This window comes from Chloracidobacterium sp., assembly GCA_016720705.1.
Taxonomy (GTDB): Bacteria; Acidobacteriota; Blastocatellia; order Pyrinomonadales; family Pyrinomonadaceae; genus OLB17.
In genome coordinates, this window is record JADKKB010000005.1 from 159,027 (window position 1) to 182,974 (window position 23,948).

Below are 23,948 nucleotides of genomic sequence, written 5' to 3' on the forward strand. Positions count from 1 at the left end.
GATCATTGTGAAGATTATTACAACAAGAATAATGAATTACTTGAAGTAGAACACGGAGAATGCAAACAGGATCTGAGCAGCAAAGTACAGCGGCAATCCCCAGATACTGTTGACGATACTCCGCTCTACAAACCGATCGCGTGCAACCGAAATATCAGAAACTGTAAAAGCTACCGCCGCAATGATGGCAATATATGAGCCGGAAGCCGCACTAACCGCCGCCGCAAGCGACGTCATTAAAACGATCGCAGCGATATATATCGGCACCGCGACCTTGTAAAACCCGTCCAGATGCGGCCATAACCAACGTAGCATCAATGCCCCAAATGCCGTCATTAAGACAAGTGCGACGCCCATCGCGGCGAGGTCGATATTCTGAAAGGCAAAAGCCACTACAAAGCCAATATGTGCAAGCAGAAATGCGGCGATCCCAGCGGTCAAAAATACACTTCGTGCCGAAAGCAGCAGGACGTCACCGACCCAACTGAAGATAAGTGCAGCCAGAATAGCTCGGCCATAAAATGTTGTCCCGGCACCATTCACGACGGCGGTCAATATAAATGCCGTGCTCGCCACGACCTTGGCGGTTGCTCGAGTCAAGTGCGACCGTCGCCATTGTCCAAATACCGAAACGACCGAACCGATCAGGCACACTGCAACTAAAATTATTGTGACTTCAGCGTTGATCATCGTCATTTCGTCCCGTGATATTATAGGCTCAGTTGTGAAAGAGAGAACAGAGCGGAGTTCAATTTATGCGATCGCAGGTCCGACGGCGTCTGGGAAGACCGCTCTTGGGGTCGAATTGGCGTTAAGGATCGGCGGCGAGGTCGTCAACTTCGATTCGGTCCAGATCTACAAGGGCATTAAACTCGCCACGGCAAAACCATCCACCGAAGAAATGCGTGGTGTGCCGCATCATCTGATCGATTACGTCGATCCGAATGTGAACTACACGGCTGCAGATTGGGCGAGCGATGCTTCGGCAAAGATCGTTGAGATCGAGGGTCGTGGCAATGTGCCGATACTAGTTGGCGGCACCGGATTTTATTTGCGGACGCTGCGTCAGCCTTTGTTCGACAGCCCAAAAACCGACGCGGCGTTGCGTGAAAAGCTGCGTGCAGAGCATAAAGAGCACGGGCCGGAATACCTTCATCAAATGCTCGCAAAGCTTGACCCGGAAGCCGCGGCGAAAATCCCTGAGCGTGATTATGCCCGCTCGATGCGTGGTCTTGAGGTTTATTATCAGACCGGAAAACCTATTTCCGAGCATCAGCCAAACCGCGAAGAGCCGCCGGAATTTGCGAAGCGAATTCGTCTGTTTGTTCTCAATCCCGATCGCAAACATCTTTATGAAAAGATAAATGTCCGGACCGAGCAGCATTTCGCATCGGGTTTGATCGACGAGGTGAAACAATTGCGCGTGGGGGGCGTTAAAGACAATACGAACGCACTCGGTGCCCACGCGTATCGGCGCGTATGTGAATATCTGAGGGGCGAACGAACACTCAGTGAAGCGATCGAAAGATCGCAGCAAGATGTCCGAAACTATGCCAAGCGGCAGTTGACCTGGTTTCGCCGGGAGCCAGGCGTTATTTGGCTGGACGGATTTGGCTCGGCTGGCGGAATGGTTGATCGGATATTGACAGATGACCCGATTTTGTCGATCGGGAAATGAAATAACTGAGGGTATCGGAATTTGTTATACTAGACGATAATTTCGGCGTTAACGGTGGTCATTTAGGCGCAACGAGGAATAAGCTATGGAAAAGCAGGCTGCTCAAAATATTCAGGACGCATTTTTGAATTCGGCAAGGCGTGAACGGATCACCGTAGTTGTACATCTGCTTCCGGGATCGACCGTATCCGGCCGTATCAAGAGTTTTGATAAGTTTTCGGTGTTGCTCGATGTTGGCGGGCCGGACGTTTTGATCTTCAAACACGCGATTTCATCCATTTCACAGGAGAGGCGTCCACAGCCTGTTCAGGCTTCTTGAAAGGAAGATTTATAACCTTTGAGGGAATCGACGGTAGCGGAAAATCAACACAGTTGAGAATGCTCGCCGCCATTCTGCGTGAGCGCGGCATCGATGTGATCACTACTTGCGAACCGGGCGGAACGCCGCTCGGCAAGCACCTTCGTTCGGCGTTTTTGGAAACCGAGGAAACCGTAGCACCGCTGGCCGAGCTCTTGCTATTTGCCGCAGACCGGGCGCAACACGTTGAATTCTTAATTCGACCGTCGATAGCAGGAGGTCGCGTGGTGATTTCAGACCGATATGCTGACGCAACCGAGGCATATCAGGGCGCGGGGCGGGGTTTTCCGAGTGAGACGATCCGACAAGTGATAGATCTCGCAACCGGTGGACTCAAACCTGATCTTACGTTATTTTTCGATATCTCGGTTGACGACGCGTTTGGACGAATGACTGCCCGTGACGCCTCGGGCGGTAAACGGAATCGAATGGATCTGGAAAAGGCAGAGTTTTACCAACGGGTGCGTGACGAGTATTTCGCCATCGCAAAGCGTGAGCCTGAGCGATTTATAGTGATCGATGCCGCCCGGTCTAAGACTGAGATCCAGCACGATGTAACACAGGCGGTGATGGGCCTTTTGGGAAACAATTGACAGCTCGGCCTTTCGATCAGATCAATTAACTTCAAATGTTTGACACACTCGTCGGAAACGATCAAGTCAAAGCTATCATTCGACGTTTGATGGCGGGTGGGCGTGTGCCTAATTCGCTCCTGTTCGCCGGTGACGAGGGTGTCGGTAAGCGGCAGTTCGCGATCGAGATCGCCCGTTCGTTTGTTTGCACCGAACCGAATGATGCTACGGCGTGTCGCGTATGTTCAGCGTGTCGGCGAGTGGATAAATTTGTTATACCGCCGAGCGAAAAAGGTGATGACTACGACCGGGTCTTTTTTTCAGACCATCCGGACGTCGGCACCGTCGTGCCATTCAAACGAAACGTCCGGATCGGCAGTATACGTGCTCTGGAGCGCGAGGCTAACTACAATCCGTTTGAGGCTAAGGCACGATTCTTTATTGTAGATGCTGCGGAGAAGATGGCTGATCCGGCAGCGAATGCGCTGTTGAAAACGCTTGAAGAACCGCCGCCGACCACGCATATTTTTCTGATCACGTCACGGCCCGATTCGTTGCTGCCGACGATCAGATCGCGATGTCAGATGTTGCGGTTTGCACCGGTCGAAATAGACAAGGTCGAACGATATCTGATCGACGAGCGAGCTTTCACGCACGACGAGGCGCACATCGCAGCCAAACTCTCGAGGGGCAGCATCGGACGGGCTGTTTCGATCAATGTAGAAAAGTTTCGAGCACGCCGCGAACGAATGCTCACGGTTTTGAAAAGCTCGATCGGCAATATTGATCGGACTGAGCTTTTACGTACCTCCGAAGAATTGCAGGATGCTAAGAATAAAGAGACGTTTGAAGAGAACCTCGAGATACTTGAGACACTGATCCACGATATTTGGATATTGAAGATGAGTGGAGATGCCGGCAAATTAGTGAATACTGACCAACTCGACGAGATTACGAATCTGGCTGAAAAAGCACCGGAAGATTTGGCTGGCTGGCTGGAAATGACTGAAAAACTCCGTCAGGAACTGGCAGTCAATATTAATAGAAAAGTTGCGACCGATGCTCTTTTTATGTCGATGGCAGGTTGAAATCCTTTTTCAAGAGTGCGAGATTGTAAATAATGCGAACTGAGATCAACTTGCCGGGATTCGCCATTTCGCCGCTGTCGGAGCGTATTCTGGCGGGCGCTGGGGCGTCGGCTATCGCCGTGGGTTCGGCACTCGTCGCCTATTTTGACCCGACAAAGATCTCGGTGCTTCCCATTTGTCCACTATTTTCGGTTACGGGCATCGCCTGCCCGGGCTGCGGCTTAACACGTGGTTTTCACGCGCTATTTCACGGCGATATAATTTCGGCAATAGACTTTAATTTGCTGGTGCCGGTCTGGGCAGTGATCTTTGCTTACGTTGTACTATCGTTATCGCTTTTATCGATTCGGGGTCGCGGCTTGCGGATGTGGGTGACGGACCCAAAGTTTCTCTGGGGATTCCTGATCGTACTCGTTATATTCGGTATTTTACGAAATATTCCCGTTTATCCACTGACTTTCTTGTTTCCGTGATCACAAAAGCATAAATACGGCCGCAATGTAGCCGATCAGAACCGAGTTTTCATCATTTTGATAAAAACTCGCTAATTTACGTATCCGGACACTAATTTATTTGAACAAGCGGTTTGTCAGCTCCGAGCGGTTTGGCGTTTGCGCCTTCCTTTCGCAGTAATTCGACCTCTTTAACAAACTCTTCGACGATGTCCGCACCTGATACCTTTCTCATTGGGACGCCGTCCTTAAATATCATTCCGACCTGTCGCCCAAAAGTTATACCGAGCTGTGAATCGTGAGCTTCGCCCGGACCGTTAACAGCGCAGCCCATTATTGACAGATGTAGCGGTTCCTCGACGTGAGCCAGACGGCGCTCGACCTCGGTGACGATCTCGACGAAATTATCGACGTCGAGTCGTCCGCACGTCGGACAGGCGACGACCGTGACGCCGCGTTTGCGGAGTTCGAGTGATTTTAGAATTTCCCATCCGACACGCACTTCTTCGTGCGGTTCGGCAGCGAGCGATACGCGGATCGTGTCACCGATGCCTTCGTTAAGTAAAATTCCCAGTCCGATCGCGGATTTGATCGTGCCGCCGAACGGGGTTCCGGCCTCGGTCACGCCTAGATGAAGCGGATAATCCACCTGCGCGGCCATCATCCGATAGGCCGCCACCATACGGTTGACATCGGACGCCTTGAGCGAAATGATCGTGTTGTCAAAGCCTAGGTCTTCGAGTATTCGTATATGCCGCAGACCACTTTCCACTATGGCTTCCGGCGTTGCAGAACCGTATTTTTTCAAAAGGTCCTTTTCGAGCGACCCGCCATTGACGCCGATACGGATAGGGACCTTTTGAGCCTCAGCCGCTCGGACCACCTCACGGACGCGGTCGATATGCCCGATATTGCCGGGATTAATTCGGAGTTTGTCGATGCCTGCGTCCAGAGCCTTGAGGGCGAGTTTGTAATGAAAGTGAATGTCAGCGACGATCGGTACGTTGGTGCGTTTGCGGATCTCGTACATCGCCGCCGCGGCATCGTCGTCAGGCACAGCGATCCGGACGATCTCGCATCCCGCCTCGACCATCTCGTCGATCTGGCGAAGCGTGCCGTCAACATCGGTCGTGTCGGTCTTGGTCATCGATTGAACGACGACCGGTGCGCCGCCGCCGATCTGGATATCTCGAACCTTGACGGCTCTGGTAATTCTAGGCATAAATTCTACTTTTTCTGTTCAGCTGCCGGCTTATCCGAAGATGTGCCCCAGTTTGACGCAATTCGCGAAAAATCGAGGAAAAACACAAATGCCATCAGCACGAGGATCATTGCGAGTCCGGTCAACTGTATTCGCTCTTTGGCCACCATCGAAAGCGTTTTACCGAACCAGGACATTACCTTGTCGATAGCGAGGACCATTATTTGGCCACCGTCCAGCATCGGTATGGGCAGCAAATTGAAGATACCCAAACTGAGGCTGATGACCGTTAGGATAAGGAAAAACCCCTCGGCTCCCATCAAGCGCGTTGCCTCGGCCGATTGCTGAAAAATGCCGACCGGGCCTCCCAGTCCAGAATCCTTGACCGAGCGGTTGCCGGAAAAGACCTGGCCGAGCACGGATCCCGTAGCCTTAAGGTTTTCCCAATTAGTTCCGAAGGCGTGTTCGACCGCCATCGAGACAGATGCCTTTTCGAGCGGTAGGTCTGGCCGTGTAAAGCCGAAGCCGAGACGTTCCGTGCCATCTTCGAGCTTTCGAACAGTCGCCGTCAATGTCAGTGGATTCCCCTCGCGCTCTATAAGAATGCTAATTGGAGCAGATTTGTATTTTTGAACCAGCGTACTCGCCTGCTGATTATTACGGATAGATTCTCCGTTAAAAGACACGATGCGGTCGCCCGGCTTCAGTCCTGCTTCATCGGCCGGCGTGCCCGGTTGGACGAGGCCGACTACGACGGGCACTGCGCCCATATCCGGTTCGGCGTCGAGCATACCCGCCTTTTGGCCGGCAAAAACATCTTCTTTACGCGGTGTGATCGCAAGCTCAATTCGCTGGCCATTACGTTGTACGACTAGCGGAAGACTGCGGTCGGGATTGATCCCGGCCTCGACCGATATGTTTCGCCACGTCGGATTTTCCACGCCGTTGAAAGATACGATACGATCGCCGACCTGAATTCCGGCGGTTGCCGCCGCACCTTCGGCCCTGACCGATCCGATCACCGGAGCCGGAACAGACGGGATTCCCTGAACCAAAGCCATACCGAACGGGATCGAGAATGCCAGTACGAGATTCATAAACGGCCCGCCCAGCATTACCAAAAACTTTTGCCAGCGTGGGCGAAGCTCGTAGAGTTCCGACTCCGGCACCTTCTCAGTCGTATCGTCTTTGCCCTCGAGCGGGCCGGTCGCTTCGTCACCGTATAGTTTTACATAAGCTCCGAGAGGGATGGCGCTAATGCGGTAATCCGTATGGCCGCGCTTAAATCCCCATATTCGAGGCCCGAGACCAAAAAACGAATAAGCCTCGACCCGCATTCCGAAAAACTTGGCGACGATAAAGTGGCCAAATTCGTGAATGTTGATCGCGATCCCCAGAATCGCGAGCGGTACCAGGACGTAGTAAAAAGCTGTAATTAAAATCCCTTCCATAATATAGCCGATTCGATTCAACCGCCTCGGCGAGCGTTGTAAGTAAAAGTTTAGAGGGGCACTGCCGGTGAGTCAACCTAATTTCAGTTCGATGCCGTCGATGTCGTCGCGGAAAGCGACAAACGAGCTGTCTCACGCGCCCACTTATCTACGCCCAACACGACGTCCAAACCGTTCGCTTGGCTGACACTGTGCAGATCCATAACCTTACGGTTTATCTCGGCGATCCGGTCAATCGAAATTTTCCCTCCAAGAAATGCGTCCACGCTCACTTCGTTAGCGGCATTCAATGCAGTGGGCATCGTGCCGCCCACTCGCATCGCCTCAAATGCCAACGCGAGACAGGGGAATTTCTCCGTATCAGGGTCTTCGAAATCTAGCTTGCCGATCGCGGCCAGATCAAGCGGAGGCAGGCAGTTGGGCATCCGATCCGGGTAGGTCAATGCGTATTGAATTGCGTGCTTCATATCGGTCACACCCATTTGAGCAATGAGCGAGCCATCGACCATTTCGACCATTGAGTGGACCACCGACTGAGGATGAACAATGACCGAGATCCGGTCGGCATCCAAGCCGAATAGCCATTTTGCCTCGATCACCTCGAGACCTTTGTTCATCAGTGTGGCGGAGTCGATCGTGATCTTGTCCCCCATACTCCAGTTTGGATGATTAAGTGCCTCAGTTCGGGTCGCTGCTGCGATCCTTTCACGTGTCCAAGTGCGAAACGGCCCGCCTGAGGCGGTCAGGATCACCCTTCGAACTTCGTTCGGGCGTTCGCCTCTGAGGCATTGGTGAATGGCGTTATGCTCACTGTCCACCGGTAAGATCTCGGCACCGGACGCGGCCGCGGCCGCCGTCATCAGTTCGCCGGCCATCACAAGTGTTTCTTTGTTAGCAAGTGCGACGCGTTTGCCTGCTTCTATCGCTCGGAGCGTCGGGACAAATCCGACCGCACCCACCGTCGCCGAGACGACCGTTTCGGCGCGTTCGTGGGTTGCGACCGCGTTCAAACCTTCTTCGCCGACCAAGATCCGTGGTTTGAATGATCCAAGCGAGTGAAGTCCGCGTTCGAGTTGCTCGGCACCACTGTCGTCAGCACAGGCGGCGAGTTCGGGTTGGAAGGCCGCGACCTGCTCGGTGAATAGGGTAATATTTCGCCCCGCCGCCATTGCGGCAACGCGAATATCGCCGAGATGCTCGACAACCTTTAATGTGTTGCAGCCGATCGAACCGGTCGAGCCGAGGATTGAGATATGCTTCATAAGCAAACTAATAGATTAGCATATTTGAAGGGGCGTTTTTGTCCGCCTTCAATTACTTATTGCCAGAGCTTTTGTTGATGAATTCGATCGGAGCTTCGAAACGGTCGGTCTTGTCGCGGCCGGCCGCCTGCTGATCGGCGAGATACCGGTTAAACTCGGCGGATCTATTTCGCGGCACGCTCAGCGTTTTCCATTCCGCAGACCTAAAATGCTTTGCGAGAAAAGCGATCTGGCCGACGTGATAGGCGTAATGCGTCAACTGGCGATTGATCGCCTCGATGATCGAATGCGGTTCGCCGCGGATGGTTACCGATCGGACGAGATCGTCAATTGTGAGCGGTTCGATAGACTCGAAAAGCGTGAGCCAACCCAACTCCCAATCGGCCATCAGAGATTCACGCGTGTCGCCTATCGCCTCAAACTCCGAGTCCCGGTCGCGAAAATCCTTTTCGCCGTCAGTTGTTAAAAAATCAGTCCAACGCGAACGCAGGTTTCCGGCGATATGCTTGACGATGACCCCTATCGAATTTGCCTCGGGGTCTATCTGCCTGAAAAACTCCTCGTCATCGATCTGCTCGATCGCACGCTCAGCCATCTCCTTATAATTACGGAACGACCGGACGGCGTCGGATAAGTAGATTCTGAAATTCGCTTCGCTCATTGCCTTATTATATATTCTACAGCGCGTCAGATTCGTCCTTGCCGAGATAATCCCGGGCGATCTCTATAGCCGCGTAGATGTCGCCGCCGAAATTCTTGCGCCCGATGGCGTCAACAAACCCGCTTTTTCGCATCACGCGATAAACGCTGCGTGAAACTGCGGAAAAGACGATCACATAACCATTGTCCCGGGCCTCCTCGGCCAACTCCTCGAGAATGTGAATGCCGCTCGCGTCGATCGTCGGGACATAGCGCATTCGGAGTATGAGCACCTTTGGCTTTTTGGCGATAATGCGGATCGATTCCTTAAACTGGCTGACCGCGCCAAAAAATAGTGAGCCGTAGATCTCAAAGACCTCGATGCCGCTGGGAATCTCGACCCGAGACATATCGCGCGTTTCGTGAACGCCCTCTTCATCGCGAAGGTTTTCGGTGATCAGATCAACGTGCGTCTGGGTCGACATCTTCTGAAGGAACAAGAATCCCGCGAGCAGAATGCCGACCTGTATCGCCATCGTCAGATCGATAAACAGTGTCAGCAAAAACGTCGCCATCAATACGGCGAGATCGCCTCTCGGGCTTTTGAGCAAGTGAACGAACTGACGCCACTCGCTCATATTATAAGCGACCACGATCAACACCGCCGCTAATGTCGCCATCGGGATCATCGCCGCCCATTTGCCGACTAACAGCAGTACAAGCAGAAGAAATACACAGTGAACGATTGCTGCGACCGGCGTCGTTCCGCCGCTTTTGATATTTGTAGCCGTTCGGGCGATCGCTCCCGTTGCGGGAATACCGCCGAATATGACAGATACAATATTACCGGCACCTTGAGCGACCAACTCCATATTCGAGCGATGCCGCGTGCCGGTCATACCGTCTGCGACAACTGCCGAGAGCAGTGATTCGAGAGCGGCGAGGATGGCGATCGTCAGTGCCGGCGAGAACATCTGTTGGACCAACTCCCACGTGACGACCGGCAGATGCGGAGTCGGCAGGGCACTCGGCACGCCGCCGAACCGCGAGGCAATAGTGTCGACCGGAAGACCTAAATAGTGAACGACCGCGGTAAGCACCAGGATCGCGATAAGTTGTCCGGGCACGCGGTGCGTGACGAACGGCCAGAGCAGGATTATAGCAAGCGATGCCGCTCCTACTGCGATCGTGTACGGGTCGACAGTGCCTATATTCTGAAAATACGCGATCCATTTAGAAACGAAATCCGCCGGCACCTTGTCGATCTTGAGACCGAGAAAGTCGCTCAACTGCGACGAGAAAATAATTATAGCGATCGCCGACGTAAAGCCGACGACGACCGGATACGGTACAAACTTGAGGAATGCCCCCATTCGGGCAAGACCCATTATTATCAGTATAACGCCGGCGATCAGCGTGGCGACGACGAGGCCGTCGTAGCCGTATTTCTGAACAATGCCGTAAATTATTACGATGAACGCACCTGTCGGTCCGCTGATCTGTGCCCGTGAACCGCCAAGTACAGCGATCACAAAACCCGCGAATATCGCTGTGTAGAGTCCTTGCTCGGGCTTCACGCCCGATGCAATGGCAAAAGCAATCGCTAGTGGTAGAGCCACAACGCCGACCGTCAAACCACCCAGCAAGTCGCCCTGAAACTGCTTTCTAGTGTAGCCTTCGCGAAGGATAGAGAGCAGTTTGGGTTGGAGTTTGCGATGCATTGTTTCGTTAGACGAGGTGCGGGACTATTTTACCGGTTGGCTACTTTTATGCTCGCGATAGTAATCGCCAATAAAGTCTTTCATCCAGAATTGCCACCATCCAATGCCGAACTTTTTTGCTTCGGCGGTCGCTTGGTCGGCGGTCCAACCATCATTTGAGATGCGAAATGCGGCGATGACCGTTCCGGTACGGTCGGATCCACGTTTGCAGTGGACAAAAGTCGGTTGATTGCCTGCGAGGGCAATTTGTTTGAGGACGGCGTCGATCTTTTTGTCCCCCGGACGTAACCAGTTGCTCAGCGGAATATTGATAAATGTCAGGCCCGCGGCTTTCGCCCATAAGCTTTCGTTGGTTGCACGCTCGTCGCTATCGCGGAGGTCGATAACCGTCCGAATGCCCATCGACTTAAGCTGATCGATCCCTGCCTCTGTCGGTTGGCCGCCACGATAGAGCGTCTCGTTGACCTTGTATAGATTTGGAAGATCTTTGGATTTAAGATTCGACTGGCTGTAGGCAGACAGAGTAATTGCGAAGGACACTATCACGGCGAGCATTATGTGCTTCAATACGGCGTTCATAGTGCAATTATCGCTCCGATCTCGGCGGCCTTCAGTGTCCATTCCTCGCCGCTTTGCATATTCTTAAGTTTAACTTTCCGAGAACTTCGCTCTTCGTCGCCGATCATACATATAAAAGGGACACCGATCGCATCGGCATATTTGAACTGCTTGCCAAGTTTGTCGGCCTCGGGGTAAACCGTAACGCTAAGGCCTTGCTTCCTAAGTTGTCGAGCTAGCTTTAGCGAATCGGCGACCGAATCTTCGTCCCAGATCGTGACCATCACATCGGCGGCACGCGACGCGGCGATCTCAGCCGGAAACATTCCTTTTTCCTCCATCACGACAAGGATGCGCTCGAGCCCGAGCGAAAAGCCGCACGCAGGGATCTGCTCTTTGCCGAACATTCCGATCAGCCCGTCATATCGGCCGCCGCCGCCGAGACTGCCGGCGAGGTCGGGTACGGTGATCTCCATTATCGCTCCGGTGTAGTAAGAAAGGCCGCGGGCAAGGCTCGGATCGATGACGATGGGAGCCTTTTCGGCATATTTGAGAATCAGTCCGACCTCGGTAAGCAACTCGTTACTGACAATATTTATAAGGTTGGCGACGATCGTGCGGTTGATATCGTGCTCCTGATTGAGGATCTCCGTCGTCTTTTCAAATATCCCGATCAGCATTTCTGAGGCGCTGTCTGAAATTCCGCGATCCAATAGCTCTTTGGCAACGCCTTCGGTGCCGATCTTGTCGAGCTTATCGATCGCGACTAGAGCGTCCGTGTGTAATTCGGCTGGTACGCCCGCTGTGTCTAAAATATCGGTCAGCACCTGGCGATGATTAAGCCTGATTGTGAAATCTTCGAATCCGAGTCGAGTGAGAATATCACTAACGGCAGATAAAATCTCGCCTTCGACGACCATCGATGCCGAACCGATCGCGTCAACGTCACACTGGTAAAACTCCCGAAATCGCCCACGTGCCGGACGGTCGGCACGCCACACAGGCTGTATCTGATAGCGTTTGAAAAATTTCGGCAAATCGTTTTTATTGTTAGCTACGACGCGAGCCAGCGGAACAGTCAGGTCGTAACGCAGGGCGAGGTCCGCCAGTCCGGCTTCGCCGCCGGCAATATCGAGCTTTTCGCCGCGCTTGAGTATCTTAAATACGAGTTGATTGCCCTCCTCGCCATACTTGCCCATTAGCGTTTCGATATTTTCGATCGACGGCGTTTCGAGCGGCTCAAATCCGTAGGATTCGTAAACTTCTCGGATGATTCCGATTACGTAATTGCGTTTTCTAACGTCCGACGGCAGAAAATCGCGCATTCCGCGGGCTGGTTTGGTACTTGCCATTTGATTATTTTACCGCACAGATGCTTAGACGCGGAGAGTAGAATTGGGAAATAGTCGCAATTAAACGCGGATGACTCACAAAAACAAGTACTGAGGGTTTCTAAGTCTACGCTGATCGGCAATTCTCTACGGGAGATTATTTCTATTAGCTTTATTTGTAATGCTCTTTGAGTTCCACGTAATTTCGCCACGATCGATCGAGGAATCCGATTTCGTCGGGCGTAAGTTCGCGTTTTACGCGGGCGGGCGAGCCGATAACAAGGGAATTGGGCGGTATTTGAGTGCCCGGGGTCAGTAAGGATCCGGCACCGACCAGAGAATTGGCACCGACGCGAACGCCGTCCATTAGAATCGCTCCGATGCCGATCAGGCAGCCACTCTCTATGTGGCAGCCGTGCAGAGTGACGCGATGGCCGATCGTTACCTCGTCCTCGACGATGGTGCAGTGCGTTTTCGAACTGACGTGGATCATCGTCATATCCTGTACGTTCGTCCGGGCACCGATGCGGATGTAATTTACATCACCGCGGATGACCGAACCAAACCAAACGCTTGAATCTTCGCCGATCTCCACATCGCCGATGACGATCGCGTCGGGTGTTATGTGTGCGGACCCGTGGATCTTAGGATACGTATCATTGAATCCGTATATCATCGGCCCAGTTTCCTCCGCAACATTCCGAACGCCTGCTCGAGTTCGGCTACACGCAGCAACTTGGCCGCAATGACGAATGCGATGCCACCAAGCCCGATCGGGATAAACGCCTCGGCGAGCTTGATCGAGAACGTCCCTGTTCCGTACCGATCAAAGATGAAATGGTAGCTGAAGTAGCAGACTACCGACAGCACCGTCGAAGCCGCCGCGATCTTGAGGAACGAAGTGAAAATATGGCGGCCATTGAGACGCTGGATCCGCTTTCGCATCAGCAGGGCGAGGGCGAAGAAGTTAACAAGAGCGACGATCGACGTCGCAAGGGCCACGCCGACGTGGCCGTAACCGTGCGGAGTTTCCGGCGTCACGCCGTAATGCGAGAACCACTCGCGCAAGATGTAGCCGCCGAAGAAGTTCACTGCGATGGATGCTATAGCGATCATCATCGGCGTTTTTGCATCGTTGAGGGCATAGAAAGCGGGCGAGAGGATCTTGATTGCTGCGTAACCCGTCAGGCCGATCGCATAGCCCGCAAGTGCGTACGCGGTCATCGGAGTGCTGAGAGGTTTGAAAGCGCCCCGCTCGTAAATGAGTCTTATGATCGGCTCGCCAAGCACGATTAGACCGCACGCCGATGGTAGCGTCATTAGGAATACGAGGTTTAGCGACGAAGAAATCGTATCACGAAGGTCCTTAGTTCTTCCTTCGCTCGCAAGACGCGACATCACCGGAATCGCCGCCGTTCCCACAGCTACGCCAAAAAGGCCGATTGGGAATTGCATTAGCCGAAATGCGTAGTTCAGCCATCCCTGAGCACCGTCGATGCCAGATACAAGTGACGTATTGATCATCACGTTGATCTGGACCGCAGACGTGCCGATGATAGCCGGCCCCATCAGCATTGCGACTCTGCGGAGACCTTCGTCCGCAAAGCTCATTACAGGCGAGAACCGGAACCCGATCTTCAGCAATGACGGTATCTGCATCGCCAATTGAGCTCCGCCGCCGATAAGCGTACCGATCGACATACCGATGATGGCCCACTGCGAAGCGTTATCCGGTATCGCCAATCGATCTCCCGACGGTGCCCATCCGCCGCCGCTCAACCAGTAGGCAAATAGGAGACCAAAGATGATCGAGACAACGTTGAAAACGGTCGACGCGGACGCAGGAATGCCGAAGATGCCTTTTGTGTTCAGCACTCCCATCGCAACGGCCGCTAGCGCGACCAGCAGAATGAAAGGGAACATTATTTGTGTCATCGTCGTCGCGAGTGCCGCTTTCTCAGGTGAGAAGCCGCTGGCAATCAATCCAACGAACTGTCGCGAAAATATCACTCCCACAATACAGATGACGCTAAGTATGACGGCGAGCAGATTGAAGACTATGCTCGCAAGCCGCCATGCTTCTGCTTCGCTCTTATTAATCTGATAGTCGGTAAAAACCTTGACGAATGCGACCGACAGCGCACCTTCCGCGAATAGGTCGCGGAGCACATTTGGGATCCGGAACGCAACAACATAAGCGTCCATCAGAAATCCGGCACCGAAATACCGAGCGAAGATCATCTCCCGAATCAGCCCCAAAACGCGTGAAAACATCACGGCAATAGACACGATCCCGGCGGAACGGGCAACGCTCGTCTGACGGGTCGACGGTGCAGTGCCGCTGTCTACAGTGTTTATAGTAGGTTCGGCGAGTTCCTCAGGGGATTCATCCGATTGAACTTGTTGGATCTCGTTCATTGTTCAGATTGGGATTATCGCACGCACCCGGAAAATAAAAAAGGAAGCACGCACGTACTTCCTATCACAAATTCGTATCTAAAATATTGGGCAGTCGATAAATTGGCTTAGTTGTTTGAATTCCTGCCTGATGGGTAACTGAAACGCGTTCGGGCAATTCGGCTGTCGAGCGAGACCGGTGAGTACGCGATCGATACGGGACCGCCGAATTGACCTTGGACCAGGGAAACAAAACTGTTCTGAAATGCACGGAAACGGGCGACACTGCCGCGTTGGTTGAAGATCACAAAAAGGAACTTACCGTTGCGGGTGTTAAGTTCGCCTGCCAGCGTACTGGCTCCACCATCGGTGTTGCCAAGCGTCCCGGTCTTTCCAATAACACTGCCGGTTGCAAAATCAGAGGCAAAGCGATTGGCAAGCGTGCCTTTATCGATACCCGCTACCGGCATAATATCGGCAAACGTCATCGAGTACCTTGCCAGATCTTCCCTTAAAACTCGTAGCAGTCGCATCATTGCATTCGGAGTTACGCGATTATAACCTAGCCCGCTCGACGTCTGAAGTGAAAACTCGATCGGCTGGATACCTGCGTTTAGTTGGACGATCCGCGCCACGGCATACGCTCCGCCCAACATATCGCCGAGGCGTTCGGCCAAAAAATTATTTGAATAACAGAGCGTGACCTTCAGGATTTCACGCATCGGAGCGGATTCGTGGGTAAACAGCAGACTCAGGCTACTCGGGATCGGCTGGACGTAATATCCTCCGGTAAATGAAACGCCCGGTGTCCCGGAAACCTCGCCGAAACGTCCGGAATTTGAAAGGAAATTGAGCCAAACTCTTGTTGCCGCTGCCGAACGCCTACCGGCATCCATTGTTGCAAACATCGCTTCCGCCGACTTCAGCGACGAGCCCGAAAAATTCATTGCAAAATTATCCGTCGCGATCAGGTCGCCTTTAATCGTGCGAATACCGAGCCGATTCAATTCATTGGCGATCGCTACCGCGTGTTCAAATCCAAACATAGGGTCGCGGCCTGAAACGTACAGATTGCCGTTAAGCGTACCCGTCGAAAGGTCGATCGTTCCATCCGTGTAAACGCTGGTCATAAACCGAAAATCGGGGCCGAATGTTTTGAGAACGGCATACGCCGTCGCTATCTTAACGTTTGAAGCCGGATTGAATACAGATGTCGAGTTGTTTTCGACGACGACATTTCCGTCCATCGATTCGATCAGGATTCCCGAATATCCCGGTACTGACACTTCAGCCAAGGCCGGGAATTTGGTTCGCATTCCGCCGGAAACGGCCGTCGAACTTCCTGTGCGCTGGACATACGGTGTGGCGGCAGGCGTCGGCGTCGGTTCACGATAGATCTTGATATCCTGAAGCAGTGGCTGAGTTTGTCCAATAACAGCAAACGCAGACGAAATAATCACGATCAGCAGACTAAAATGCTTATTAAACTGTCTAAGGTTCTTTGTCATTGATTAAATTTTGCAACGGCAATTGCTAGGCAGGTTGACCCAACGACTATATTAACACAATTCCTGAAACCATTACATCGGAGTCTCGCCCGCCACTAAGGACGCCCAAATGGCAACCGATATTTAGATTCAGCAACGCAGCGAAATGGATGCATTCAAAACACTGGCTTATACATACCATCCAAAATTGTTATACAACAAATCGACGGTAATTAAAACACTTTTTTTAGGGAATCCGAGCTACTGGAGTTGTTGGAGGTGAGCGACATCGCCGAATCGTCGATCGGCCTGACCGATAACCGACTCGGTCTTAAGGTATGAGCATAGGTCAATGAAGGTCATCGGGGCAGCAAACAAAAAGCCTTGACCGAATTCGCAACCGAGCGAGCGTAGCGTCGATAGTTGAGCCTCGGTCTCGATGCCCTCGGCAACCACCTGCAGGTCGAGTGTTTTGGCAAGCGATACGATCGCACGCACTATTTCGTCGTTTCCTCCGCTGTCGTTGATCATACTGACGAATGATCTATCGATCTTAAGCGTCGTTATTGGGAGTTTCATCAGATAGCTGAGATTTGAGTATCCGGTACCAAAATCATCGATATGTATGTCGATGCCGCTATCGCGCAACTGCTTGAGCATCTCGATCGCCCTTGCTTGATGTTCCACAAATACAGACTCGGTGATCTCAAATTTCAAAAGGTGAGGTGAAAACGAATTTTCGTCCAGGATGCGCTCGATGTTCCTTACCAGCGAGGTCTGGGCAAACTGCTTACACGAAAGATTGACACTCAATTTGGGTTTTCGGCCGTCGGGCATCGCGTCCTGGATTGTGCGAATTTCGCGGCACGAGACCTGAAGCACGTATTCGCACAAGCGGTCGATCATACCGATCTCTTCGGCAACCGGAATGAATTTACTGGGAGAAATATGACCAAGTTCCGGGTGATTCCACCTGGCCAGAGACTCAAATCCCTCGATCGTGTCGGTTTCAAGTGAATAGATCGGCTGATAAACCACAGATAACTCAGACCGCTCGATCGCACGGCGAAGATCGGTCTCGATCCGAAGCGTCTCGCGTGCGGCCCTGAACATCTTCTCGTCAAACACCTCGTGTCGTGCCTTACCGGCTCGCTTGGCCTGATACATTGCCGTATCGGCGTCGCGCATAATGTCTTCGGATGTAAGGTGGTTGCCGGACGCGTGTAGAATGCCGATACTTGCCGAACTATAGACCTCATTCCCGTTCAACCCGAAAGGAATATTGAACTTTGCCTGAATCCTTTCTGCGATCCGCGTGACCTCTTCGTCGATATGAGAGCCTTCGACGAGGATCGTAAATTCGTCTCCGCCGAGTCGGGCAACGAGATCGGACGGCCGGAGACATTCGCGTAGCCGCTCAGATATACCTACTAATAATAGATCGCCGGCGAGATGGCCGAGACTATCGTTGACGTACTTGAATCGGTCCAGATCGATGAAAAGGATGCTGACCTTATAGTCCGGCGACATTTTGCGTCGCTCAAGAGCCGAAGTCAGCCGAGCCATAAACAGTGGCCGATTCGGAAGGCCGGTCAGGGCATCGTGCGTTGCCTCGTGCTGCAATTTTTCTTCGGCGACCTTCTTGTCGGTGATATCCTGGATCTGAAAGATAAGTCTCTGATTTGCCACGCTACCATCGCCGGCGGTCGACACACTCCAGGAGGCCCATACGATATCGCCATTTTTGTGCAGATACCGGTGCTCCAACTGGCAGTTGGCGATCTTACCGGATATTAGTTCGTGCAATTTGACGAGTGTCGGCCCGAGGTCTTCCGTAACGACCATCGATTGAAAATCGACCTTTAGAAACTCTTCTTCGGAAAAACCGAGAATATCTGTGAGAGCACGATTTACCTTTAGCCATTGTCCGGTAGCACTCACAAGAGCGATTCCGATCGGGGCATAGTTAAATGCGCTTCGAAACCGTTCTTCGGATTCACGCAGAGCATCAGATTGCGATTCCATCACCTTGGCGTATTGTTCCGCCTGTTCGGCGTGCTGGATCGATATCTCGACGTTCTTCATATACATTCTGTACGACAGAAATACGAAGTACATCACCGGGAATGTCGCAAAGATGACACCCACTCCGGCCGTATCTGCAATCTGGATCAAAATTCCGGCTCCGGCGGCACCAATAAAATATGAGAAAAATGTCCAAACATATTTGGACTTCCAGGTTTCCCAAACCGGTAAATTACTCTTGATCGCGTCGTAGACCGTCGCGATCGATGTGTTGGCGACAAATTGTGTGAGGGCAATAACGGAGAGAGCGATCACAAAATTTGCGTGGTTCCCGATCTGACCGTGTAGCGTGTCTACGTGATAGAGCGAAAAAGCATTGAGCATTAGTACAACAAGCGATGTCGAGATCGCCATTGTTGCCGAGTTAAAAAATACCGTTTGCTTTTTATTGCAGAAACGCCAAGAGGAGGCAAACGCCTCAAGTGCGGCGAGAATTATCGCAAATTCGCCGCCATAGAGTAGGAGCGTTAGGAAAATAAATGTGTCAGAAACGGCGATGTGAGATTTGAAACGCGGTATCGGGATAGTGATCCGCGAACCGAGCGCCACGGTCAGCCCAGCAAGCAACACAAGGTAACTATCTATCCGAGCGACCGGCATCAGAATAACTGCCGCCAGCAGGCAAGCCGCACCGATGATGATCACCGCCGCAATGTACCACGCTGTTATTTTCTTGCTTGTCATCTAGAAATGTCGGATATAAACAGCTGCAATTATTCTTTTGATGGGCAAAATGCGATGTCGATCAGTGAAATGTGTGATGCGGTTGGAAGGTCAGGGATAAAAAGCAAAAGCTGGATTCGAAATTCGAACCCAGCTTATTATGCACTAATTAAACATTGTTGTCCACGATTATTAATCAGACGAATAATGTTACGCACCTGTCTGCCGCCCGATATCCGGCTTTCTGAAAGCTCTTGTGAGCACCGGCAAACTCGACGTTGCTGAGCATACAGATATGTTCTGCGCGGTTGAGTAATTTGACTGTCAATTCGGACAGGCATTCCGAACCCATTCCTTGTCCGCGAAACTCGGGAGCGACCCAGATACCTTCGAGATAGATGGCCTCAGGCGTCTCTGCGATTATGTCCGCCTTGAACGCCAGTTTCCCATCGATCTTGACACTGAAAACACGACCCATTTCGATTCGGCGTAAGACACGCTTGAGGAATCCCTCGCGGTCCCGTGCCATCGGATCGACTCCGCACTCGATGAACGCGACCTCGGCCTGAGCTTCAGCAAGTTCGACAAGGTCGGCCTTGTCCGCGGTCCGCACGTCCCATTCGCAGTTTTGGACTGCAAGCGGAAATGCGGCTTCAAAGAGAACCTCTTCGCAACGTAGCCGCGGAGCAGCGGCGGTCGTGTTGTAGTGATCCCAAAATCGTTCGGCGGCGTCACCGGACGACATTATCAAATGTATCGGCCGTTCAGAGGTGCGGGCGGTAAATGCCAGTGCCTCGATAGCCATTTCAGTTCGAGCCTCGAACAGTGTCGAGTGCCCGATCAGTGCAACTCCCTCTAGTCTTCCTGCTTCATTCCTGTATCCGTAGAATGTTCCACGGTTCAGTTCGTTGTCAAAACCGTTGTCGTGAATGAAGCTCGTCATTACGACCGTGTGTACCGGGCGTTCTGCCAGGAACGCCAAGGTCTCGGTCCGTAATGATTCATCGATGTTGAAGACCCGCGAGAGGTCGGGCACAATGCCCATTGTTCTCGTTGGTGCTGCGGCGTGAGCAGTCTTCATATGTAATTGGCTTAGCATGGATAATCTCCTTAGATCTTAGTGTTAATGTTTTGGTGATCTGCGCTTACATCGAGGGCGTAGGATCGCCAAGTAATACGCTGTCACCAATCAACACTCCATCACCAATCAAAACGCCGTCGCCGACGAGCACGCCGTCACCGACCAAGACACCATCGCCGACGAGCACGCCGTCACCGACCAAGACACCATCACCAACGAGCACACCGTCGCCGACCAAGACACCGTCACCGACGAGCACACCGTCACCGATTAAGACACCGTCACCGACTAACACGCCGTATGACATCCATATCGATCCGGCACCTAAAGAACCGCCGTTACTCGTGGTGACGTTTCGGTTAACGCCTAACCCAGCGGTAAAGTGAGTGGCCGTATTGAGCGTAAAGTTGCCGTTACCAAACGTGACGCCATCATTCACGATATTCTCGCGTTTGTAGGCGGCCTGGAATTTGGAAACGAGGTTCGCCCCGGTGATAATATTATGATTACCGGTTATCACCTGAGCCCATTGAAACGTATTGCCGCCGATCGTCGTCGAAGTGGTCGGCATCGTCCAACCCTGTGCGACGGTCGACGAACCGTTTGCCGCGTTCTGAAAATCGATGTCCGTGCGGAGCGATCGTGCGAGTCGCACCGCGCCCTCGATATTCAATGCCCCAGCACCCTGTTCAAAGGTATTGGCACCTGAGATCGGGCGGGCTGAATATTGCATTATCATCTTGATCATACCCGGCGTTAAATTCGGGTTGACCTGCAGCAGAAGTGCGGCGGCACCGGCGACCACCGGAGCAGACATCGATGTTCCGCTCATATACATCATCGAATCATTATTATTGGTCGCGTCGAGCGAAAGCGTCGGGCTCAAGAGGGCCAGCCGATTATTAGCGGATTTATACGATATAAGTCGGTTGCCCGGAGCAACGATATCCGGCTTGATGTTATTGTCGAACACCTTCCATCCCGTTGAGGTGGTCAGGAAACTGCGTGTCGGGCCGCGCGAACTAAACGTGGCGATCGAATCGTCAGCGGTCGTCGCGGTGCCCATTGAGTTGGTTGAGCCAACGGTCAGAGCATAAGGGCTAATTCCGGGCGAGTGGATGCGGCCATAGGTCTTGGCTCCGGTTGCGGTTTTGCCGAGGTTGCCGGCGGCTACTACAACTACGATCCCGGCCTGAACCAACTCCTTGACCTTGACGCAGATCGGATCATTTCGATACGAATCCACGGCAGTCGTGCCGAGGCTAAGATTCGCGACCTTGATGTTGTACTGCACTCGGTTTTGGAGGATCCAATTCAAGCCATTGAGGAGCCAGGACGAAGTGCCTTCGCCCAGATCATTTAGTACCTTGACGCTAATGACCTTGGCGTTTTTGGCAACACCGCGATATGCACCGCTACTCTGTGTGGAGTCGCCGACGGCGAGTCCCGCGACGTGCGATCCGTGCCCGTATCCGTCCGTGGTCGCGGTGAGCGTGCCGCTTGTGAAATTAACATTTGCCACGATCCGTGACGCTCCGGCACCATTCTTAAATCCATTGTGCGTGGAGGCGATCCCTGAGTCGACCACGGCAACACCGATGTCCGAGCCGTCAAGCGTATATGCAGATCGTCCATTGAGGGCGGCCTGAGAGCGAATCATGTCCGCGCCGATTGATTCTTCGACGTGGCCGGTCACCGTCGTCGGGCGATCAGGGGATATAAAGTTGATCAGTCCGCTCTTCGAAAGTGATTCGAGCGAAGACAACGGCAGATTTACGACCATCGTTTCGGTGTTGCCGATTCGGTCGGTAACGTGAGCTTCACCCGATTTGAGCAATGAACGGAGTGCTGCATTGTCGGCGTCCTTAGCCTGTATGATCACATCTACGCGGGTCTTTCCGCTCGGATCATTGGCCATCATCTCACGCAGTTCTGATGAGATATTGTCACCTGCAAAGCCGTCGCCCTTCAGGATATTGGCATCCTGATTCGAAGCCTGGCCAGAAATAATGATCCCGTCCAATGTGATTGGCTGAAAAACAGCCGCAAAGGCCTCGGAGCGTTCGATCTTATCCGTGTAACTTTCCCGGGTCGATCCGCCGATGATCGCGAGTTTGCCTGAGCTAATCGCTCCGAGCAACTGCTCGCCGACCGCCTGCGACTCAAGAAGGTTTGCGATCTCATTTACATAAAGGACCGAACCCTTTTGCGATGCCGTCACCTCATTGAGGATCGTGCCGATCAGATCGACAACCTCGGCGTCGGACTTTGCATTCGAATATAGTGTCGCGACCTCTAGCTTGACGATCGAAATTCCCTTCAGGCTGTCAGGCACATTTCCTGTAGCGATCCTGCGAGCGGTTTCTTCAACCACCGCGTCCTGATTCTCGCCGGTGCTATCAACGATGACCGGCTGACGAATTCCACCTTCGGCTAACACCTTGATGAGACGTGCGGTCTCGTTTTCAAAGTTTAGGTTCTCACGCAATCTACCTTGACGGCCTAGCTGCGTAAGATCGGTGGTGTATTTCGTCGTTGCCGAAGCATTTATCACCGATTGCGGTGTAAGTGCGGCAAACGCTGAAATAGCGTTGGTTAAGACGATCGACAATACGAGTATCAGCGAAACCGCTGCTCTTATCGTCGATCTATTGGTGTTGGACAAACTCATCATTTTGCTCCTCAGGATCCGTGTTCCCTTTCTTGTACACAAAGAAATATGGCAATTGTTGCCACACTTCTATGTCAAGAAGTATGCCAGACACGTAAGTGTGGTAAATACAGTGGTTAGCCGTTTGGGGTGTCTGGCTTCAGTCGAAATATCCTTCAGTCTGACCGAGCCAGTCCGTCATAGTGACCGATTTTGGCGCAAAAAAAACTACCCGATAACTCAGTTATCGGGTAGTTTTTGTTTCTATGTGCCAAGCACAACGATCCAACGTTTCTAGATCAGATATTCAGGATATCGACAAGTTCCTGGACGGCGGCGGCACTCTTGTGGAGAGCGGTGCGTTCATCGTTGGTGAGCGATATCTCGATGATCTGCTCGATACCGTTTTTGCCGAGTTTGACCGGCACGCCGACAAAGAGATTGCTGACGCCGTACTCGCCTTCGAGAAAGACGGCACAGGGCAGGATCTTCTTTTTGTCCTTGAGGATCGCCTCGGTCATCTCGACGGCACCTAAGCTTGGCGCGTAGTATGCCGAACCGGTCTTGAGCAATCCGACGATCTCTGCACCGCCATTAGCGGTACGGGTGAGGATAGCGTCGAGCTTGTCTTTTGAGATCAACTCGGTGATCGGGATACCGGCAACCGTCGAGTAACGCGGCAGCGGTACCATCGTGTCGCCGTGACCTCCGAGTACAAAGCAGGTAACATTTTCGACCGACACGTCGAGTTCCTCAGCGACAAAGCAGCGCATACGGGCACTGTCGAGCACGCCCGCCATTCCCATCACGCGGTTTTTGGGGAATCCCGAGCGGCGAAATGCGACCTGCGCCATCGCGTCGAGCGGATTTGATACGACGATGATCACCGAATTAGGCGAGTACTTCGCGACTTGATCGGTGACCTGTCCGACGATGTCGGAGTTGGTTTTCAGAAGGTCGTCGCGGCTCATTCCGGGCTTGCGCGGTAGGCCGGCGGTGATGATCACAACGTCCGAATTTGCCGTTTCCTCATACGAATTAGCTCCGACGAGTTTGACGTCAAAACCGTCCATCGGAGCAGCCTGCGCCAGATCGAGGCATTTGCCCTGAGGCGTTCCCTCGACAATATCGACCAGGACGACATCCGCTAGTTCTTTGCTCGCGATCCAATGAGCAGCGGTTGCGCCGACGTTTCCAGCTCCGACAACAGTAACTTTATTTCTTCCAGCAGCCATTAGTTTCCTCTCTTTGAGATAGTTATCTCAATACGTGTG

Annotated in this window: 20 protein-coding genes; 5 read left to right on the forward strand and 15 right to left on the reverse strand. The window is 52.7% G+C overall.

Translation table 11 applies throughout. The features are described from left to right. Positions 1–36: 36 nt before the first annotated feature. A complete protein-coding gene (locus IPQ00_03940) occupies positions 37–690 on the reverse strand; it encodes a lysoplasmalogenase (protein MBL0239709.1) in 654 nt (217 codons plus the stop codon). 34 nt (positions 691–724) lie between these two features. Here IPQ00_03940 and miaA point away from each other — a divergent pair, with 34 nt between their 5' ends. The 5 genes from miaA to IPQ00_03965 all read left to right on the forward strand — a co-directional run bounded on the left by miaA (position 725) and on the right by IPQ00_03965 (position 4,169). Continuing rightward, a complete protein-coding gene (gene miaA, locus IPQ00_03945) occupies positions 725–1,678 on the forward strand; it encodes a tRNA (adenosine(37)-N6)-dimethylallyltransferase MiaA (protein MBL0239710.1) in 954 nt (317 codons plus the stop codon). Positions 1,679–1,763: 85 nt separating this feature from the next. Then, complete coding sequence (hfq, locus tag IPQ00_03950) at positions 1,764–1,997, forward strand: RNA chaperone Hfq (protein MBL0239711.1); 234 nt, start codon at positions 1,764–1,766, stop codon at positions 1,995–1,997. Further along, the gene (gene tmk, locus IPQ00_03955) at positions 1,952–2,629 is read left to right on the forward strand and encodes a dTMP kinase (GenBank protein ID MBL0239712.1); all 678 of its coding nucleotides are present in this window, start codon (positions 1,952–1,954) and stop codon (positions 2,627–2,629) included. The genes hfq and tmk overlap by 46 nt, the downstream gene beginning before the upstream one ends. Before the next feature lie 35 nt (positions 2,630–2,664). After that, entirely contained in the window at positions 2,665–3,696 is a 1,032-nt protein-coding gene (locus IPQ00_03960) for a hypothetical protein (protein MBL0239713.1), read from the forward strand. A gap of 32 nt (positions 3,697–3,728) precedes the next feature. Continuing rightward, positions 3,729–4,169 (forward strand): DUF2752 domain-containing protein, encoded by a 441-nt coding sequence (locus tag IPQ00_03965; GenBank protein ID MBL0239714.1) that lies wholly within the window; start codon positions 3,729–3,731, stop codon positions 4,167–4,169. Positions 4,170–4,260: 91 nt separating this feature from the next. Here the strand turns inward: IPQ00_03965 and ispG are convergent, their stop codons facing one another. From ispG to mdh, 14 genes are all read right to left on the reverse strand, one after another. Next, on the reverse strand, positions 4,261–5,370 hold the full coding sequence (gene ispG, locus IPQ00_03970; protein ID MBL0239715.1) for a flavodoxin-dependent (E)-4-hydroxy-3-methylbut-2-enyl-diphosphate synthase: 1,110 nt from the start codon (positions 5,368–5,370) through the stop codon (positions 4,261–4,263). A gap of 5 nt (positions 5,371–5,375) precedes the next feature. Next, positions 5,376–6,800: an RIP metalloprotease RseP gene (gene rseP, locus IPQ00_03975; GenBank protein MBL0239716.1), complete on the reverse strand. Its 1,425-nt coding sequence runs from the start codon at positions 6,798–6,800 to the stop codon at positions 5,376–5,378. An 83-nt stretch (positions 6,801–6,883) separates the two neighbouring features. After that, entirely contained in the window at positions 6,884–8,062 is a 1,179-nt protein-coding gene (locus IPQ00_03980; protein ID MBL0239717.1) for a 1-deoxy-D-xylulose-5-phosphate reductoisomerase, read from the reverse strand. Between the two features lie 52 nt (positions 8,063–8,114). Continuing rightward, positions 8,115–8,723, reverse strand: coding sequence for a DUF1572 family protein (locus tag IPQ00_03985; GenBank protein MBL0239718.1), 609 nt, complete (start codon positions 8,721–8,723; stop codon positions 8,115–8,117). 16 nt (positions 8,724–8,739) lie between these two features. After that, positions 8,740–10,422 (reverse strand): sulfate permease, encoded by a 1,683-nt coding sequence (gene sulP / locus IPQ00_03990; GenBank protein MBL0239719.1) that lies wholly within the window; start codon positions 10,420–10,422, stop codon positions 8,740–8,742. A gap of 24 nt (positions 10,423–10,446) precedes the next feature. Then, positions 10,447–11,001 carry a tyrosine-protein phosphatase gene (locus IPQ00_03995; GenBank protein ID MBL0239720.1) on the reverse strand — a complete coding sequence of 185 codons (555 nt, stop codon included), beginning with the start codon at positions 10,999–11,001 and terminating at the stop codon, positions 10,447–10,449. Beyond that, positions 10,998–12,332, reverse strand: a complete 1,335-nt coding sequence (gene hisS, locus IPQ00_04000) for a histidine--tRNA ligase (GenBank protein ID MBL0239721.1) — start codon at positions 12,330–12,332, stop codon at positions 10,998–11,000. The genes IPQ00_03995 and hisS overlap by 4 nt, the downstream gene beginning before the upstream one ends. Positions 12,333–12,483: 151 nt before the next feature. Further along, a complete protein-coding gene (locus IPQ00_04005) occupies positions 12,484–12,987 on the reverse strand; it encodes a gamma carbonic anhydrase family protein (GenBank protein ID MBL0239722.1) in 504 nt (167 codons plus the stop codon). Beyond that, positions 12,984–14,729, reverse strand: coding sequence for a murein biosynthesis integral membrane protein MurJ (gene murJ, locus IPQ00_04010; protein ID MBL0239723.1), 1,746 nt, complete (start codon positions 14,727–14,729; stop codon positions 12,984–12,986). Before murJ ends, IPQ00_04005 begins: the two co-directional genes overlap by 4 nt. A 107-nt stretch (positions 14,730–14,836) precedes the next feature. Further along, positions 14,837–16,216, reverse strand: a complete 1,380-nt coding sequence (locus tag IPQ00_04015) for a D-alanyl-D-alanine carboxypeptidase (protein MBL0239724.1) — start codon at positions 16,214–16,216, stop codon at positions 14,837–14,839. Positions 16,217–16,456: 240 nt separating this feature from the next. Beyond that, positions 16,457–18,964, reverse strand: a complete 2,508-nt coding sequence (locus IPQ00_04020) for an EAL domain-containing protein (protein MBL0239725.1) — start codon at positions 18,962–18,964, stop codon at positions 16,457–16,459. A gap of 175 nt (positions 18,965–19,139) precedes the next feature. Continuing rightward, on the reverse strand, positions 19,140–20,042 hold the full coding sequence (locus IPQ00_04025) for a GNAT family N-acetyltransferase (GenBank protein MBL0239726.1): 903 nt from the start codon (positions 20,040–20,042) through the stop codon (positions 19,140–19,142). Positions 20,043–20,088: 46 nt separating this feature from the next. Continuing rightward, a complete protein-coding gene (locus tag IPQ00_04030; protein MBL0239727.1) occupies positions 20,089–22,698 on the reverse strand; it encodes a S8 family serine peptidase in 2,610 nt (869 codons plus the stop codon). 275 nt (positions 22,699–22,973) lie between these two features. Beyond that, the gene (gene mdh / locus IPQ00_04035; GenBank protein MBL0239728.1) at positions 22,974–23,909 is read right to left on the reverse strand and encodes a malate dehydrogenase; all 936 of its coding nucleotides are present in this window, start codon (positions 23,907–23,909) and stop codon (positions 22,974–22,976) included. Between the last annotated feature and the right edge of the window lie 39 nt (positions 23,910–23,948).

What these genes read in the sequence shown, in the direction of transcription:
- IPQ00_03940 (MBL0239709.1), bottom strand. Translation starts at nt 690, where the DNA reads ATGATCAACGCTGAAGTCACAATAATTTTAGTTGCAGTGTGCCTGATC.
- hfq (MBL0239711.1), top strand. Translation starts at nt 1,764, where the DNA reads ATGGAAAAGCAGGCTGCTCAAAATATTCAGGACGCATTTTTGAATTCG.
- IPQ00_03960 (MBL0239713.1), top strand. Translation starts at nt 2,665, where the DNA reads ATGTTTGACACACTCGTCGGAAACGATCAAGTCAAAGCTATCATTCGA.
- IPQ00_03965 (MBL0239714.1), top strand. Translation starts at nt 3,729, where the DNA reads ATGCGAACTGAGATCAACTTGCCGGGATTCGCCATTTCGCCGCTGTCG.
- ispG (MBL0239715.1), bottom strand. Translation starts at nt 5,370, where the DNA reads ATGCCTAGAATTACCAGAGCCGTCAAGGTTCGAGATATCCAGATCGGC.
- rseP (MBL0239716.1), bottom strand. Translation starts at nt 6,800, where the DNA reads ATGGAAGGGATTTTAATTACAGCTTTTTACTACGTCCTGGTACCGCTC.
- IPQ00_03980 (MBL0239717.1), bottom strand. Translation starts at nt 8,062, where the DNA reads ATGAAGCATATCTCAATCCTCGGCTCGACCGGTTCGATCGGCTGCAAC.
- IPQ00_03985 (MBL0239718.1), bottom strand. Translation starts at nt 8,723, where the DNA reads ATGAGCGAAGCGAATTTCAGAATCTACTTATCCGACGCCGTCCGGTCG.
- sulP (MBL0239719.1), bottom strand. Translation starts at nt 10,422, where the DNA reads ATGCATCGCAAACTCCAACCCAAACTGCTCTCTATCCTTCGCGAAGGC.
- IPQ00_03995 (MBL0239720.1), bottom strand. Translation starts at nt 11,001, where the DNA reads ATGAACGCCGTATTGAAGCACATAATGCTCGCCGTGATAGTGTCCTTC.
- hisS (MBL0239721.1), bottom strand. Translation starts at nt 12,332, where the DNA reads ATGGCAAGTACCAAACCAGCCCGCGGAATGCGCGATTTTCTGCCGTCG.
- IPQ00_04005 (MBL0239722.1), bottom strand. Translation starts at nt 12,987, where the DNA reads ATGATATACGGATTCAATGATACGTATCCTAAGATCCACGGGTCCGCA.
- murJ (MBL0239723.1), bottom strand. Translation starts at nt 14,729, where the DNA reads ATGAACGAGATCCAACAAGTTCAATCGGATGAATCCCCTGAGGAACTC.
- IPQ00_04015 (MBL0239724.1), bottom strand. Translation starts at nt 16,216, where the DNA reads ATGACAAAGAACCTTAGACAGTTTAATAAGCATTTTAGTCTGCTGATC.
- IPQ00_04020 (MBL0239725.1), bottom strand. Translation starts at nt 18,964, where the DNA reads ATGACAAGCAAGAAAATAACAGCGTGGTACATTGCGGCGGTGATCATC.
- IPQ00_04025 (MBL0239726.1), bottom strand. Translation starts at nt 20,042, where the DNA reads ATGCTAAGCCAATTACATATGAAGACTGCTCACGCCGCAGCACCAACG.
- IPQ00_04030 (MBL0239727.1), bottom strand. Translation starts at nt 22,698, where the DNA reads ATGATGAGTTTGTCCAACACCAATAGATCGACGATAAGAGCAGCGGTT.
- mdh (MBL0239728.1), bottom strand. Translation starts at nt 23,909, where the DNA reads ATGGCTGCTGGAAGAAATAAAGTTACTGTTGTCGGAGCTGGAAACGTC.